This window comes from Nitratireductor sp. OM-1 (assembly GCF_003296175.1).
GTDB classification, from domain to species: Bacteria; Pseudomonadota; Alphaproteobacteria; order Rhizobiales; family Rhizobiaceae; genus Nitratireductor; species Nitratireductor aquimarinus.
On the sequence record NZ_CP029208.1, the window covers coordinates 3,934,069 to 3,949,785 of the forward strand.

The 15,717-nt window shown below is 61.8% G+C and carries 13 protein-coding genes; all 13 read right to left on the bottom strand.

Features of this window, described 5'->3' with window-relative positions; genetic code table 11:
- Position 1: 1 nt before the first annotated feature.
- The 13 genes from DEJ54_RS18985 to DEJ54_RS19040 all read right to left on the bottom strand — a co-directional run bounded on the left by DEJ54_RS18985 (position 2) and on the right by DEJ54_RS19040 (position 15,716).
- Positions 2-1,270 carry a DnaB-like helicase C-terminal domain-containing protein gene (locus tag DEJ54_RS18985; RefSeq protein ID WP_162742354.1) on the bottom strand — a complete coding sequence of 423 codons (1,269 nt, stop codon included), beginning with the start codon at positions 1,268-1,270 and terminating at the stop codon, positions 2-4.
- Positions 1,271-1,288: 18 nt separating this feature from the next.
- Complete coding sequence (locus tag DEJ54_RS18990) at positions 1,289-1,858, bottom strand: hypothetical protein (RefSeq protein ID WP_113155948.1); 570 nt, start codon at positions 1,856-1,858, stop codon at positions 1,289-1,291.
- Entirely contained in the window at positions 1,855-2,793 is a 939-nt protein-coding gene (locus DEJ54_RS18995) for a hypothetical protein (protein ID WP_113155949.1), read from the bottom strand. The genes DEJ54_RS18990 and DEJ54_RS18995 overlap by 4 nt, the downstream gene beginning before the upstream one ends.
- Positions 2,793-3,014 carry a hypothetical protein gene (locus DEJ54_RS19000; RefSeq protein WP_113155950.1) on the bottom strand — a complete coding sequence of 74 codons (222 nt, stop codon included), beginning with the start codon at positions 3,012-3,014 and terminating at the stop codon, positions 2,793-2,795. The genes DEJ54_RS18995 and DEJ54_RS19000 overlap by 1 nt, the downstream gene beginning before the upstream one ends.
- A gap of 76 nt (positions 3,015-3,090) precedes the next feature.
- A complete protein-coding gene (locus DEJ54_RS19005) occupies positions 3,091-3,783 on the bottom strand; it encodes a hypothetical protein (RefSeq protein ID WP_162742355.1) in 693 nt (230 codons plus the stop codon).
- Positions 3,784-3,824: 41 nt separating this feature from the next.
- Entirely contained in the window at positions 3,825-5,036 is a 1,212-nt protein-coding gene (locus DEJ54_RS19010; protein ID WP_113155952.1) for an AAA family ATPase, read from the bottom strand.
- Positions 5,037-5,100: 64 nt separating this feature from the next.
- Positions 5,101-5,247 (bottom strand): hypothetical protein, encoded by a 147-nt coding sequence (locus DEJ54_RS23290; RefSeq protein WP_162742356.1) that lies wholly within the window; start codon positions 5,245-5,247, stop codon positions 5,101-5,103.
- On the bottom strand, positions 5,244-5,552 hold the full coding sequence (locus DEJ54_RS19015) for a hypothetical protein (protein ID WP_113155953.1): 309 nt from the start codon (positions 5,550-5,552) through the stop codon (positions 5,244-5,246). Before DEJ54_RS19015 ends, DEJ54_RS23290 begins: the two co-directional genes overlap by 4 nt.
- Before the next feature lie 16 nt (positions 5,553-5,568).
- Positions 5,569-5,838 carry a hypothetical protein gene (locus DEJ54_RS23295; RefSeq protein ID WP_162742357.1) on the bottom strand — a complete coding sequence of 90 codons (270 nt, stop codon included), beginning with the start codon at positions 5,836-5,838 and terminating at the stop codon, positions 5,569-5,571.
- 108 nt (positions 5,839-5,946) lie between these two features.
- Entirely contained in the window at positions 5,947-7,080 is a 1,134-nt protein-coding gene (locus tag DEJ54_RS19025) for a peptidoglycan-binding protein (protein ID WP_162742358.1), read from the bottom strand.
- 157 nt (positions 7,081-7,237) lie between these two features.
- Positions 7,238-11,164: a LamG domain-containing protein gene (locus DEJ54_RS19030; RefSeq protein ID WP_113155956.1), complete on the bottom strand. Its 3,927-nt coding sequence runs from the start codon at positions 11,162-11,164 to the stop codon at positions 7,238-7,240.
- The gene (locus DEJ54_RS19035) at positions 11,161-12,216 is read right to left on the bottom strand and encodes a hypothetical protein (RefSeq protein WP_113155957.1); all 1,056 of its coding nucleotides are present in this window, start codon (positions 12,214-12,216) and stop codon (positions 11,161-11,163) included. Before DEJ54_RS19035 ends, DEJ54_RS19030 begins: the two co-directional genes overlap by 4 nt.
- Positions 12,213-15,716, bottom strand: coding sequence for a DUF2793 domain-containing protein (locus DEJ54_RS19040; RefSeq protein WP_113155958.1), 3,504 nt, complete (start codon positions 15,714-15,716; stop codon positions 12,213-12,215). Before DEJ54_RS19040 ends, DEJ54_RS19035 begins: the two co-directional genes overlap by 4 nt.
- Position 15,717: the final 1 nt, after the last annotated feature.

A 15,717-nucleotide genomic window follows, 5' to 3' on the forward strand; every position in this document is an offset into this window, starting at 1 on the left:
ACTAGAGGAACTGCAAGTCTTCGACGTCTTCCTGAACGATCTCGGTGAAATCCATCGTCTCGAAGTCCCATGCGGTGGAGAACGATCCGGTCTCACCGTTACGCCCCTTCAGCACTTCCACCTTGCGCTGCTTGATTGTCTCCACGCTGTCCTCCTGAAACAGACCGAGGACGAGGGACGACACCTGCGCGATGGCGTCGGTGTAGCCGATGTCGTCCATTGTGACCTTCTCGCCCTTCTTGGCGTTCTTCTTGCTGGCCGACTTGGCGAACTGCCAGCTGCACACGGTCGGAGCGATGGGGGCCAGCTCCTGCTTGATCAGCTCGGCGTTCTCGGCCACGCGCCGGAAGCGGTCCCTCTCGGTCGGGTGCTTCACCAAATAGGCCCCGTCGATAAAGATCGCCCCAGGCTTCAGCTGGCGGGCCAGCGCCCAAATGTCCTCGACCGTCGCGGCCAGATTGCCGTCAACGACCCAGAAGGGAGCCCCGTAGTCCTGAATTTCGGCCAGCCCCGACTTGAGGTTCTTGATGAGCCCGGAGCCGAGCGAGGCGTTCTTGAGCTTGAGCGCCGGCACGTGCGTCTGCATGGCGGCAAGGCGTTGCTGGATCGGCAGCAGGCCGATCTCCATCGAGACGAACAGGCGGGACTGGTCGGCCTCCGGGTCGTGGTGTTTGCCCGCCTTGTTCCAACCGCTGTGCGCCGCGTATAGAAGCTGCCAGGTCTTGCCCGCCGCAGGCCGGCCAACGAAGCTGGCGACGTCCCCTCTTCCGAGCCCGCCGGTCATCGCATCGATGTAAGGCCACCCGAAGTGGAGGCCCTTCGTTTCTCCGAGGTTCCATTTCGAGGCGTAGTCATTCACCACGATCTCGTAAGCGTGGCGGAAGTCCACCACCTGCTTCTGGACCTTCTGCGAGGCGAGCTCCATGACCGCGTTGGTCATCAGTTGCAACGCGCTCGGAATATCCTTGTTCTCGGGAAGGAAGAGCTCGCCCGCCTGCTTCATCGCCTTCTTCAGGCTGAGCTCCGTGTGCCGAAGCTCCATCAGGTCGTGGTAATAAGCCGCCGGCTCGACATGGGGCATCAGCGTGGTGCCCGTGTGCGCCTCAATCGTCTCCTCGGACGGCAGGGACTGGTACTCCTTCACAAACTCCCGGACGAACTCATACGCATCGATCTCATTGGCCTTGAAGAGGTGTTCGATCCGCCCGTATTCGAGCAGAGCCCCAACGGACCCCTCTGCCAGCACCGCTGACAGGAACATCTTGCCCATGGACATAGGTCCGCCCCCCTAAAACTTTGCTTGCATGTAATGGACTTCGATATGGCGCTTGAACGCCAGCCCGTACTCCTTGCCCAGCAGCCCCAGATCGGTCGCGTAGAGGATCGTCTGCAGGCCGGCCACCTGCCGATAGGTCAGGTAATCGAACAGGGAGTTCACCTGCCAAGGCGCGATGGTCCCGGTCTCGCTGGCAGTAAGGAAGAAGTTCGGAATGAGGAGGCAGGTCAGGTCGGGCATCTCCTGCTTCGCCAGAAGGTCGATGACCGTCCCGAGGGTCATCACCCGAGCCCGGATGAAGTTTCGCACCAGAGCCCCGGCCATGGCCGACATGTGCGCCTCCACGAACCCCTTGTCGTTCTTGCCGAGGATGATCAGTCCCGACGTGCCCTCGGAAGCGTGCTTTCGGAACTGCCTCAGATAGGCCAGCTGGCTGCCCGTCATGTCTTCAGGCAGCTGCGACCAAATCCAGTGCGGCTGAATGCCGGCGTCCCGCGCGAAGCTTTCGAGATCGGCGACAAGCCGCTCGTGGTGCTCCTTCTTCAAGACGCCGGATGCGTAAGGATCGGCAAGCAGGGTCATAGCTTCGATTTGTCTCCCGAGCCGAGGATGGCCATCAGCTCCTCGAAGGTCTTGGGCTGATCGTCGTCATCGTCTTGTGAAATTAATTGCACACTCTCTTTCGTCGAAGTCTCGGCAGTAGCCTCCTGCTTCACCGGCTCCGGCGATTTCTGAGAGAGGGCCGAGTCTACAGCGATCCATGCGTGTTTCAAGAGAAATTCGAGATCGGGGTGGCTGGGTGTCCATTTCGTGCCGGCCTTGGTCTCGACATCCTTCACGAACTCGATCCAGTTTCGGATTGCCCACTCAAGCACCTCGGCGGCAGAGCCCTGCGGACACTTCGCGAGGAAGTGCTTCAGCAACCCGGCCTGCTTCTTCGTCAGGTGGACCATCCCCTGATCGTAGACTTCGGCGAACGTCTCCTTCCAGACGAACTCCAGCTGCTTCACCGTATCGGGCTTGTGGTGATGCTTCTTCGCCGCCTGAGACGCCAGGACTTCGGATACGGTCATCCCTTTCCCGAGCTTTCCCGAACCCTTCCGTGCCGCCTTGGCGGGAGGCTTCCCGCTAAACTCCATGTTGTCACTCCCTGTTGTCTCTCCCTGTATATAGAGCGGTCCCTGTAGGGCCTGCTTGGGTGGTCCCTCCAGGGTCTGCTTGGGCGGTCCCTCAAGGGCCTTCAGCCCCTTCCCCGTCAACTGGAAATGATTGACGTTCCGGTTGCCGAAAAGACCCTGCTTCGAGACGATCAGGTCGGCCTCCCGAAGCTTCGCGAGAGCCCGTTTGATCTGCTTCTGAGAGCAGCCTGTCTCGCCCATGAGGTCGTCGTAGGACTGCGCGGTCCACTCCCGCCCGGCCCTCACCGCCTGATGGTATCGAAAGGCTATGCGGAGGAAGACCACGGCAGACACCATGTCCCCGGCAGCCTTGTGTGCTCGTGCAAGCATGTTCGACATCAGTGCATCGCCCCCATCAGTTTGTGGAGCTCCAGCTTCCGTATGTGCGAGGGAAGCCAGAACATCTCTCCTTCGAGAATGATCCCGCCGTGCCCGTTGTTCGGGGCCGTCTTGACCACCATCGTGCAAAGAACGCGCGCCGCCTCCTCGTCGCCCACGAGCTGCCGGCAGCGCTTGTACAGGCGCGGATGCGCCTCGTAATCGGGTTTGGTCTGGTTCATGGCTCCCCCTGTCTCGCCAGTACCCAAAGAACCGCCGGGGACTGAAGCCCCCAGCGCTTGCAATTAATTGCGCGCCCTATGCCGGGGGATGGTATTCGTCTTCCACGATGTCGGTGCTCGGGTCGGCATTCTCGTGCACCTTCTCCACCTTGGCGTAGACCTTCTTCAGGACGTCCGCCTGCACACCCACGACGCCGACCGTCTCCTTGATCGCTTCCTTGAGTGCCTTGCGCTTCTCGTTCTGTTTCAGGAGCGCCTGCTTGATCTCGCCGTAGTGATAATCGAACCACTCGGTGATCAGCTCCTTGGAGGTCTTCAGGTTCTCCTCTCCGACCAGATTGACGACATAGGCCGTCATCTTCGCAGACAAAGAGCCGTCTTCGAGGTTTTTCAGGAACTCCTTCAGCTCTTCGTCAGTGCCGTCGGGCGCACCTTCGAGCATGACGCCGATGGTGGTTGACGCCCTCTGACTGCCGTTATTGTCCCACGAGACGTCAGGCAGCGCTTCGCTCGGCCTGCTGAATTTCTGGGCGTTGGCGAGGGACACGACGGGACCATCGTCCTGCTCGATGAGATCGCCGCCGGGGGCGACGCGCAGCTTCGATCCGAACCACGTATTGCCAGGGCTGCCGAACGCCTCGCCACGCATGACCACGGTCGGCTTGATGCCGATCACCATGTTTCCACGCCGACCAAGAAGCAGATACGTCATACCCGAGGACGAGCCAGGCATCAGGGGGAACTTTTCAGGGATTTGGTTCTCCTGCATCAGGTCACTCCTTTGATTTGATGCAATTAATTTCAATTCTATCAGGCGTCCTGCTCGGACAAAGCCTGTTTCGTCAGCCCCTTCACGAAAGCGTAGGTGGCCTTCGTGAGCGCGGCTTGGCTGTACCGCATGGGCTGGGTGCCTGCGATGGCAGGGGTCTTCTGGATCATATCGGCGAGCTGGGTGAGCTTTGCCTTCTTGCCGACGCTGAACGTCTTCAGGATCGCCTGCACGAAGGGCAGCGCCTCCTCGCCCGTCAGGCCCCCGAACCACATGCTGGCGTCGATACGACCCTCGCGATAGAGCTCCTTCGGCAGCGCCTGTGCGTTGTTGGTGGTCATCACCACAAAGACCTTCGACCGCCGCTCGGCGAGCCACCAGAGGAGCTGGGAGAGCATGCTTGAGGTCGTCCCGGACGAGTCGCCCTGCGACGTCGAGAAGACCTTCTCCACCTCGTCCAGCAGAGCCACACAAGGCTCCTCATGGTCGAGCCGGGCCAGATTGGTGAGCATGTTCGCTTCGGATTGCCCGACATACTTGTTCTTGGTGCCGGCGATGTCCACGCGGTAAAGCGGAATGCCCCACTGTTCGGCCAGATAGCGGGCACCAGCTGTCTTGCCTGTGCCGGGTGGGCCGTCGAACAGCAGACCACGCGGGATCAGCCTGTGGTCCTTGCCTTCGAGGAAGAACCCCTTCTCGGCGTGCGCGAAGGTCGAGAGGTATTCCGGCGGGTCATAGAAATCCTGCCGAAGATCGACTTGGGTCAGGCCGCTGGAGCCCTGAAAGCTGCTCCGCCGCGTCTCGCCGATGCCCTGCACTGTGAGGCTGTTGTCCCGCGCCATGGTCAGGCGCATGTAATCTGAAGCCTCCTTCAGCGTACAGCCGCCAAGGCCCCGAGACAGTGCTGCAGATTTGGGAAGGTTATCGACGACCGAGTTCACGAACTTCAGCATCATCTTCTTCGGGGTCGGCACCTCCCCCGCGTCGAACAGAGGCTCGACCACCTTCTTCGGGTTGACGAGGATCAGCGTGCTCTCCCTCGCCAGCAGGTTCTTGTACAGCTCCAGCAGTGGGAGCTTGGTCGGGTCTTCAATCGTGAAGATGTAGAGCGTGTCCTGCTCGACGCTCTTGTTCGGCAGGTATCTGACCGGAGCCCTCCCCGTGATCTCTTGGAGCACGTCGGGCAGGTTCAGGGTATCTCGTGTGGTGACTGCAATCATCGGCAGCTGCGCTTGAACCGCGAGCTTCAGCATAGGTATTCGCCCTCCTTGGCTTACCCCTCAACTATGCCAGATTGTCTGGGCGAGGCAAGTGCAGTTAATTGCACTCGCCGCATTTTGCCTGTGGATGGTCGATCTCGGCTGGCGTCGCTGTGCGCGCGGTGCCCGGCAGGGCGAGCAGCAGAAGAAAGAGCCAACCGATCACGAGGATCGCCGGCCAAGGGTCACGTTCTTCGCTGGTCACCGGGGGTGTCTCCAAACCTTTAGAAACTCGATGGCTTCTTTCGGATTGTTTGCTGCGAAGATCGACCATTTCATCAACCCTTCCCCGGTCAGACCGGCGAGCACCGCGACCGCGATTGTGTAGGTGTCCCCGTCGAGGTTCAGGAAGGCCAGCACCGGGCGCGTGAACACCCAGGCGGCGAACAACGCAGCGAACACCGAGATGAGACTACGAAGCCACGTCAAACGCGGCGACGTGGCCAATTTGAAAAGCGCCGCCCCGAAGACGGCTGCCCAGAAGGATAGGTCGTGTCCAAAGAACTGCACGGGGCGTATCCTTCTGTCACAGAACGCTGAGCGCCGAGGATCGTTCCCAGCACCCAGCCCGGACCCCGCGCTCGAAATGCGCGTCGATCCTCCTGTTTCCTTCCTGCGTGGTGGCCTGCACGTCACCCAACGGGTCAATGATGACGCCGCAGGGCTTATTCACCGGCTGGGTGGTTACACACGCCGCCAGCGCGATCCCAAGTGCCCCCAGAGCGGTAGCATTCGTCCACCGCGTCCTGCCCCTGAGCAGCCCTGCCTTCACTCGCCTGATTTGCTTCTTCGACATCTTGGATGGCCTCCTGCCGGGCTCCCTCCAGGAGCTTGTGGACCGTCCAGCTGACGCCGCCCAGCAGGGCAAGCGCCAACAGACCGTGGATTATCAGTTTCGGAGCAGTCATCGGCGTTCCCCGGTATGGAACGCCTCGACCCCCTTCCGCTCGCCATTGCGGCTGATGATAAAGATCGCCAGAGCTATGCCGGCGATCACAACCAGCCACAGAGGTGTCGGGATGCTTGAGGCGTATTCCTTGACCGGTTCGACATACGCTTTGGCTGCACCCAGGTGATCGGCTGTGCCCGTGACGAGGGCGGCTGTGCCGCTACCCAGAGCCGTAAAGGCCGAGAGCACCTTGGACCACCAATTGGCCTTGACCTCGGGCACCCTCTTCGCCACGTCGCTGACCGGAGCCTTCGACCGACCCGGATCAACGGCGCGTGGGCGGGCTACCCGCAGAGCACCCAGCAGATCGTGATCGATGATCGTCGCCAGGGGCAGGCCATTGTCCGACCGGAACGCGAGAATGGCTGTCCGGGTGAACCTGCCGATGATGCCGTCATCTGCACCGACTTCGGTGTACCCCAACGCCTTCAGCTTCCGCTGGACGTGCTGGACCGTCCCCTTGTCAGTGATGCCATGCGTAGCAGCTACGTCAGGCCAGACGGCAAGCGCCTGCACCAGATAGTGCTCGACGTGATTGAGGCCGATCAGACCGCCATTGATGGCGCGGCGGACGCCTTTCGTATCCCCTCGGTCGGCAAGACCGTTACAGCCCCGGTTCTGCCACTCACGTACAGCCGCGAGGAAGGCCCGGTCTGCGTCCCGCTGCAGGACCGACGGGTTGTCTTCAAAGCCCATGCTCCGATAGCCGGCGCGGCCAGAGGTCATCATCATGCCGCCGCCACGGAAGCGCCAGCCATCGTCGCTGGGGTACGCGGCGTTGCCCATACGACCGCCATACACCTTGATGGCGAGCTTCTTTGCCTGGCGCACATAGGGGCGGGCCTCTGCATCACTGGCAAACCGGGAGGGCCACGTCTGACGAATGCGGCTGGCGCTCGAATAGGTCATGCTCTCAACCAGCTTCGTCAGGCCACCGGTCTCTGTGGCGATGTTCGCGAAGAACTGGCGCTTGCGGGCCGGTGTGACGATGCGAGCGCGCTCGGCAGCATGCCAGTTGCGCACGACGGCATCGACAAGCGCGGACTTGGCGTTAGGCAGAAACTTGCGGAGTTCGCTCTTCGTAACCATGGGAACCTCGACACCTGCGGGCTTGTGCAATTAATTGCATTTCCGCCTGTATAGCAGTCCCCCTGCCATGTGTCGCGGGAACCTCGACAAACCGGTACGCGGTTTATCCCCCGGAGCAGAGCGCCTCCTGCTCCGGGGAATGCAATTAATTGCAAATCTACGGTTTCTTGCGAACGCTGACGGCCATGAAGCGGTGCAGCGTCGTGGCGTTGTTGTGGAGCTCGGCGAGCACCATCAACCCCGCATCGACCCCGGTGTAGCCCGTGTCATCGAGGGAGATTACGTGGGCAGGGTCATCGGCCCCGATGGCCTTGTCGCCAAGCACCATCTGGTAATTCGAGCTGTTGAAGCTGTGCCCACCCACGGCAAACACGTGGCCACCAGCCTCCACAGGCACAGCCACACTACTCGAAGACAGGTTGTCGCCGACAGCTGTCCCGATCACTTCAATGTCGCCATCCACGACCCACGCGGCCCCCGCAAACCGATACTGGCTGGAAGGCCAGCTCACAAGAATGTCCGCCCTGCCGGCCACGGGCATAGGGAACTTCCAGAGCTGGAGAGTAGCGTCCACTCCAGAGTAAGCCTCAAACGGGTCGGATGCGTGAACGAGGGTGGCCGGTGCCCCGTTTACGGTGACTGCTGTGGGCTCCGCGCTCTGTGTGGGGCCGCACCCTGTAAGGATGGCGATCAGAACAGTCTTGTCGTCCGCCCCGGTGCGCAGACCCCAGCCGTAACTCTCCAGATTGGCTCCCGCCCCATACTGGGCGTAGACCTCTGGGTTCAGCGACCCTGGTGCTCCGGGAAGGCCCTGCGCGGGGAACCGGGAGGCCGGCGGCACGAAGTCCTCCGTATATCGAATGACCCCTTCGGTCAGGCGGAACTCGTCGATGTATCCCGGCCACGAGGCATAGCTTGAGGATGTTCCCGAGCGACCGACATTGAACGCTGCGGGGAACGCCGTGGTCTCGGCACCCCCCATACGCTGCCGCTCACCATTCACGAACATGCTTAGCGCACCGAGATCATCCCGGCACAGCGCGACGTGATACCACTCACCAATCGTCAGAGGTCCGTCGGCATGGATCGTATTACGACGCATGTGCAGGGGTTGGCTATAGTAATCCCCCATGCCACCCCAACCGGTCATCAAGCCGCTGTATGATCGCGGGTCCGGGCCAGTCTTCCGAAGCCACAACTCGACCGTGAACGCGCCGGCAATCGTATCGCCTATCAGGTCCACGTCGATGTAACTCGCCGCGCTTGACGCTCCGGCCACGTTGATCCCGAGGCTGTTCCCATCACCGAATGGCCCCTCCCCAGCGGCGACCGCCACAGTCCCATGTACGTCGTGCTTCACCTCAACAGACCGCGCCAGGTTCTCGATGACGCCATTTCGCGAAGAGAGGAGGTAGCGGACCTTGCCCCAATGCGGGTCGTGGGTGAGTACAGGCCCCGGCGGACGCGGAGCGGGTAGCTCCTGCGGCGTGGTCAAACACCAGCTGAAGCCCGTCGGGTAGAAGTCGGCGTATTCGGTCGAGCTCTCGTTGTGGCTTCGGATGGCCGTCACACCCAGGCGTACACTGCGCGCCCCCGCCGGCACAGCAGCCAGCAGCGAGAAGCTGGCACCGGCTTCGTCGTGGATGAGATTGCTGTACCTGTCTCGGATGCGTTCCCCCAGCTGGGTGTCCACCCCATCAAAGAACTCGATCCAGACATGCCCGCCATCGGAGGAGTCTACGTCCCGGACGCCGGCCCAGGTCAGGGTCAACGCGCACTCCCCTGTGTCGATCTGGGAGTGCATATCCGCAGGAAGCGCTGCCGGGAAATGGTACTCCGCAGTCATCGCCTTCTGACCAAGGACCGATAGGCCGTAGTCCGTCGAACGTAAATCAAGGGAGCCCTGCGAAGCTACCCACTCGGAGGCGACCATGGGGTATGTTGGTCCGGGCATGTAAGTCACGGGCTCCGCCCTTCGCTCAAGGCGTGCGCTGAGGCTGGTTGCCATCACTTCTACGGAGCTCGGTTTGTTGTACACCCCGAACGCGATCTCGACGGCCACAGTGTCCGGAGGGAGAGGTGTACGAACCTCAACCTCATGCCAACCCCCAGAGCTCAACCGGGGGCCAGCCACCCAACCAACACGAGCACCGGAGGCGGTTACCGGTCTGACGTGGAAGCTCGCGCAAGACCCATCGACCGCCTGCGCCAGGGCCATGAGAGACCCGCAGACCACATCGACAAGCCCCTGATTGATGTCTTCGGCATACCCGCGCGGGATCGTAAGGGTCTGGGTGACGAACGTCCGGGTCGTGTTGTTGAAGTGCATGAACCAAAACTTGTTCGGGGCTTCGTCAACAGGGCCTACGTGGGTGTATTTGTTGTACCGCCCCGGCGTATTGCCCGCGACGGCCTTCCACTCGGAACCCGGCTCGTCCCGTGTCTCGGGGTTCACGACAACAAGCTCGCGTGGATATACGGCAGGCGGTGTGGGTGTCGGAACGTAAGCAGGCCCCTGCAGAGGAAGGGGGTCGTTGACCTCGTGAGCCGGCAAGCCAAACGCATCATCCCAGCGCGCTACGCCCTTTGTGATACGAACCTCGGTAAGGAGGACGTTGCCCCCGGTATAGATCGTCAGGTTCGGGTTCGCGACAGGCGGCAGGCCCGGTCCCCCGCTCTGCGCCGCGAGCCCACCATTCAGGTACAGGGAGTAGACGCCCGTGCGGTCTCGCACCACGGCGACGTGATCGACCTTCCCGTACCTTTCGATGAGCCCGCCTTCAGAGACCACAGTAACCCACGCACTGCCGTCCCACACCTGGAACAACCAAGCGTTCCTGTTTACATTAACGCGCCACTGGTCCGGCACTGCGAGAACAGTAGCTGCTGAGGCCGCCGAAGTGTTATATCCAGCGACGAGTTCAATCGTGAACAGCCCGCCCGATAGGTCGAACTGGCCGTCAACGTTCTCCGCAACTATTGGGGTAGCGCTGTTCCAGCTGAAGCGACTGGTGTCGCCATACAGCATGGTGAGGTAAGTCGTTTTTTCAGTCACCGGGGTCAGGGGCGTGGATCGCTTCGACCGGTCTACGGGCGTGGGTGTCTCTGCGTCGAAGCAGAGGCTCACCAAATCCCAATAGGGGTCGTTTTCGTGATCCAGCGGGTCAAGCTGCGGTGTTGCCACGCGTCTGGTCGGAACATCGAACCCTGTGTCCGACGCGTAGCGGGCCACACCGACAGTCAAACGAAGATCATCGGCACGACCGGCGAACCCAAGGTCTGCGGCTGTGCTATACCCAAGCACGTTGAGGTGCGCAGCGCTCTTCCTGATCTCGATACCTGACACCAGGGAGGCGACCATAACCCCGTTGACATACATGCGGAACTTCCCAGACGCATCCCGGTCAACGCAGACGTGTGTCCACGTATTGAGTGGGATCACCGGCCCTTCGATGTTCACGTCTGCTTCAATGTTGCTCTCAGAACCGTAAAACGTCAGCCTTCGACCGTTGCGGAGGAGAAGAGCCCAACCCCGCTCACTGCTATCGGTGTCGTAGCAACTGAGCACGCCACATGTATCTTTGGAGGGTCGGACCCAAGCCTCAACGGTGAAACCGCCGCGCCCGAAATAGAAGGCGTCCGGGTCAGGTGCCGCTCGTGCCCCCAAATCCGTCCGACTAACCATATTGGAAAAGTAGTCGGGGTCACCCATATGGAACGCCGTCCCGAACAGCGTCGGGTCTTCGATTACGCGGGGGCCGAACCTTTTGTCCCCCGATATGGTTCGCCTGTACTTGCTAGCGTCACGCGCACCCGTGCGGGACGACATCAGGAACGCGACGCTCCGGTAGTACAGGTCGCCAGCGATGCCACGCGAGGATGTCATCGTGGTAACCACCGGAACCTGTTTGGTCGGGCTCCGGGGCTTCTTGGCGCGGTGCAACACCATGATTGCTGCCTGAGTGAGGCGCGCTTCCGGGTTGCCTGTGCCGACGACGGCGGCAGACACCTGCGTAGCCCGAGCATCGGGGGTCTGATTTGAAACCAGGCTCGTACCCGCCTGGGTTACGCGGGCTTCGGTCATACCGACACCTTAACCTTTGTTTTCACAGCCTGTGCAGCAGCCCCGGTCCACGGAGCCGCCGTCGCGGGGTCTTGCTCAAACACCACGGTTGTCAGGCCGTAGGTGAGACCAAGCGACTGGTCCTCAGACAGTGCCTCGACGGCACCACTGACGACCCCGTGCGCGATGGATCGGGGGCCGCTATCATCCTTACGCGCCAGCACCTGGGACGAAACTGCAAGCACCCGTTCGGGCGTCACGGGGAGAGCCCCCATTGTGAAGGTGGCAGCGTCGTCCAACGTGGAGGACGAGATGTATGTCGTGTCGCCGTCCGGGTCCGCCTCGTCGATGGCCTCCCAGAGCGCACCAGTATTGGCAACCCACGTGCCGGGTGTGTCATCCCCAGACGGGAGAGACGTGAGCACTTCGACGTCCCCCAGCCAGTCGTTATTTGTCGTTCCCTGAGTGTCCCAGACCACCCAGCTGTCTCCAACATAGACACCCTGGCGAGAAGAACTCGACGAAACCGAACAGAACAGAGCAACGTTATCCAATACGCCGGTTCCGCCATACTGTGTGTCGAGCCCCGACGCCGCCCCCCATGTTTCGCCGTTAATGCGAACTTCAACCTCCCCGGTAGCGTCGGATACGAGCACCCGAACCTCGACGTGATACCAGACGTTCAGATCGAGCGGCCTGTTGAATATCGGGCTTACGCTAGACGAGCCGCCACGAACAAATTGAAGGAAGCCTTTGTCGTCCAGGTCGAGACAAATATGCGAAGTTGAGCCCTCGCGGAACTGAATGATGTTGCAGTAGCCGTGACCATACGGATAGGACTCGACTTTGAGCCAGAAGGACGAACCAACGTATGCGCCTTGTGCAACGGAGGGGATGGCCTTCGTCAAACCCGCATGAGCCCCGCTCGTACGGTTATGCCGCACAGACCGGCCACGCCCGAGGGGGGTGTCCGTGCGTGTTTCGAACGAACCCGGATTAGGCACGGCGTAGGCTGACGCGATGTCCGCCTGTGTCGCGTACTGATCAAAACCTTCAATGTGGAGGATACTCATACCCGGCTCCCTGCAAACGTGATGGTGATGTCGGCGATGTTCTGCACGGTGATGGGTGCAACCAGTGTCAGTCGGTCGCCAGGCGCAAAGGTGACATCGGCGAGGAAGGTGAAGCTCCCCTGATTTTCGCCGTAAGCGAACACCAGCAGACCTATTTCGACACCGTTCTTCTGGATCGAGAATGTCACCTGCGCGTCCGGGGCCTGATCCGCGTGGGCGAAACTACCGATGAGCCCGGTCGGCAGGACGTACTCTCTGGCCGCAATGTAGCTGAACGCGGAAACCTCGACATCGGGCGTCCCCGTTACGAACACCGAGATGTCGAACTCGGTCGCCACATTGCCGAAGCCGGCACCCGCGACCCATTTGCCGAGATCGCCGTCGTAGACGAGGGAATTGCCGGCGACGGGCGACGACGGGAAGGTGACGTCGGTCAGCGCATCGAGCGTTGAAGACGGCGTGTTCGGGAGCCATTTGTTCTGAACTCCATCCCAGACAAGGGCCTGCCCCTCCTCTACGGTCTCCGCCTCCACATCGTACAGATCAGCGAGGCGCACTCCACGTGGAGGCTCCGTGACGGGTGCGAGGACCACCATCGCATAACCGACATGGCTCTCCCCTGTGAGATTGACCAGAGAAGGCGTCAGCGTCTCCTGGTCTGCGGGAAAGGCGTGCCCACACACAAAGTCGCGATTTTCGCCGACGGACTGACCGTCGAAGTTCTGGTCCTCAGTCCACCCGGCCCCTAGCCCCTGATTGTCGGAGGTGGATGTAGTGCGGTTGCTGTAGGCAAGCAGCACCGTGCGTGCCGGGCCGGACGCTACATACGGTGTCCCATCATAAGGTGCGGCCAGTTGGTCGTCGGACGCACCCTGAACAACCTCCGCAAGCGAGGCCCAATCCGGGGTCTGGCTCGCGACCTCATAGACTACCGCGTAGCCGTACTCCGCAGCGCCAGCATCAGCTACGGGAAGGACAGGTCCCAATCCGGCGGTGGCCTTCCGGTAATAGACAACGGTGTTGATACGCGCGCCCGTGGTAGAGACCGGGACTGCCGTCCAGCCAGCCTCCGCCACCGGGACTGTAGACTGATAGGTCAGGATGCAGATGAGCCAGTTACCCTCCGTCGGAGCGAAGTCCAGCGTCACCGAGTAATTACCGCTTTCTACAGGTGGGCTGAGCTTGTGCTGGACGATCTGTGGCGCGACGGGCGGCACCTGCCGAGGGTGGTTCAAGGCATCTACGACCGTCGTAGATGCCCAATCTCCGTTGACGAACTGGAGGACATCGCCTTCGTCGGACGCCCCCACGTCCACGCCACCCGAGGCGGCACCAGGCACCCACGCCTGCTGGACAGCGTTCCAGACGACGGTTTCGCCATCCTGCGGCGGAACCGTCAGGTCCACGTCCTGAAGGCCACCCAACCCCAGAGCCACGACACCCTGCTGTGTGCGCGTGCCCGCCGGGAAGTCCGGGTCTTCCCAGAACGTGACGAGGGTTCCCACGGTGCCGTCATGCGCCGCATTCGACCGGTTGGTGATGCCGACGCGATCCGGTACGCCCTGCAGCGTGGCCGCCGGGTCCACCGGGCTGCCGAAGTTCTGCCAGACAAGACCGTCCGAGGAGACCCATGCACGGATGAAATCCCCGTCGAACCCGAGCCGGAGCCAGTTGTACAGGTTGGGCTCGGTGGTCAAGATCGTCTCGACACCCGAGGGGCTGACCCAACCAAGGCGCAGCTGGGATTGAGCATCGGTGCTGGAGTTGCCGAGGGCGAGGAACACGAAGGCATCGTTGAAGGCGCGCTGGATGGCGACGCCGCCCATATGCCCAGGCACCTGGAACGACGCCGGCACGACGCGGGCGGTCACCACCCAGGGCTCCTCCCGGACGGCGAGGTCTCGGTAGACCAGAGCGTGCTTTGCGCCGCTGCTCTGCGCCCCACCCTGCACCACGAGGCCCCGCGCCGCGACTTCGGTCAAATTGGCCGAGGGGGCGTTGTGTCGACCGGGGAACATCGCTGCCACGGGAGGCGCAAACGGGCCGTATTCATAGGTCGCAGGGACATACTCGCTGTCACCGATAGGTGCGCCGCCACCCCCGCCCCCGACGCCGGCAACCCAGGACTGCGTGAGGCCGTCATATTTCAGGACATTGCCATCCACGGGTGGGGTGGTGAGATCGACGTTTTCGAGATCGCCGAGACGGGCCACCAGCTCCTGATCACCGATGTCCACGGTCAGGGTGCCATCGATGTTCGTGACGTTGACGCCCGCACCAATGAAATTAATTGCATCGACGGGATCGCCTTCGACGGGCAAGCCCTCACCGAGGAAGTCGAGCGCGTTCTGGGCGGTCAGGATCAGGTGCCCCTCCGCCGGCATCGACACGTCGAACCCGCTGAAGTTCAGGCTCTCGATCTTGCTGGTCAGTGGGTTGCCACTGTCGCTGGCCGCAATCGAGTAGTCCGTCTGGCTCGCGTAGTCGTAGACATACTCGCCGCCGACCTTGTTCAGGCGCAGGAACATGCCGACTGCAGGGTCGCTCGGAGCCGTGACATCCGAGAGGTCTCGGAGGTTGAAGTCTTCCAGCTCGGCGATCAGCTCGGCCAGCGACCGGAACTCCAGGAAGCTCTCGGTCGGATCGACCACGAGGAAGTGGTTAGCGAAGGTCTCCATCGTCTGGGGACCATCGACCATGCCGAGGAACGAGTAAGTGATGACGGCGGGGCTCGGCCCCCAGGCGGACCCGTTGAACGCCAGAACGTCATTCGGCTCAGCGCCTGCGGTCACCACATCGGTGAGGTGCCCCAGCTCGGCAGCAGGGAATGCGTACTCCTGAAAGACTGCCTGCCCATCGTGCCAGGTCAGCAGATGACCATTGGCGGGTGTTCCGACAGACACGTCAGACAGCTCGTCCAGATTTGTTGCGCCGCCCCCCGAAGGCGGGTTCACGTTCACCCAGACACCGTTGGTCGCATCCCAGGCGAGCATCTGGCCGTCAGCGAGCCCGGCCAGCGCGACGTCGGTCAGATTGGTGAAGGCGGTGACGACCGACACCGAGCCCGCGACCCATCGGTTGTCCGCGAGACTGTAAGTCAACACGTCACCGTCGTTCGGAGCAGCGACGCCCACATTCGTGAGATCATCCAGAGTGGACGGTGTGCCTGCGGGGTCTTCAGTCCAGCCGGAGCCGCTGTAGGTCCAGAAGGACGAGGTGTCCTCGTTGAAGAACTTCATCTTCTGGATCGGCGAGAACAAGCGCCAGCCGTTGAAGTAGACCGCCACGTAGTTCTCACGACCACCCCACACGCCGGATGCGGGGGTGCCGATGATGTAGGTGTCACCCGCCGCAGGGCTGGCTGGAGGGTTTGCCAGAATGGCTGCGGCAGAGCGCGAAACCATGGCGTCAAAGACCACGGCAGCCTCGTTGAACACCACCTCTTTCTGAATGTCATTCGACGCCATCAGACGGACGCCAAGTCGAGGGGTCTGTGCCATG

Excerpts from the sequence above, each read along its gene's own strand:
- DEJ54_RS18985 (WP_162742354.1), bottom strand. The coding sequence starts at position 1,270 with ATGGGCAAGATGTTCCTGTCAGCGGTGCTGGCAGAGGGGTCCGTTGGG.
- DEJ54_RS18990 (WP_113155948.1), bottom strand. The coding sequence starts at position 1,858 with ATGACCCTGCTTGCCGATCCTTACGCATCCGGCGTCTTGAAGAAGGAG.
- DEJ54_RS18995 (WP_113155949.1), bottom strand. The coding sequence starts at position 2,793 with ATGTCGAACATGCTTGCACGAGCACACAAGGCTGCCGGGGACATGGTG.
- DEJ54_RS19000 (WP_113155950.1), bottom strand. The coding sequence starts at position 3,014 with ATGAACCAGACCAAACCCGATTACGAGGCGCATCCGCGCCTGTACAAG.
- DEJ54_RS19005 (WP_162742355.1), bottom strand. The coding sequence starts at position 3,783 with ATGCAGGAGAACCAAATCCCTGAAAAGTTCCCCCTGATGCCTGGCTCG.
- DEJ54_RS19010 (WP_113155952.1), bottom strand. The coding sequence starts at position 5,036 with ATGCTGAAGCTCGCGGTTCAAGCGCAGCTGCCGATGATTGCAGTCACC.
- DEJ54_RS23295 (WP_162742357.1), bottom strand. The coding sequence starts at position 5,838 with ATGTCGAAGAAGCAAATCAGGCGAGTGAAGGCAGGGCTGCTCAGGGGC.
- DEJ54_RS19025 (WP_162742358.1), bottom strand. The coding sequence starts at position 7,080 with ATGGTTACGAAGAGCGAACTCCGCAAGTTTCTGCCTAACGCCAAGTCC.
- DEJ54_RS19030 (WP_113155956.1), bottom strand. The coding sequence starts at position 11,164 with ATGACCGAAGCCCGCGTAACCCAGGCGGGTACGAGCCTGGTTTCAAAT.
- DEJ54_RS19035 (WP_113155957.1), bottom strand. The coding sequence starts at position 12,216 with ATGAGTATCCTCCACATTGAAGGTTTTGATCAGTACGCGACACAGGCG.
- DEJ54_RS19040 (WP_113155958.1), bottom strand. The coding sequence starts at position 15,716 with ATGGCACAGACCCCTCGACTTGGCGTCCGTCTGATGGCGTCGAATGAC.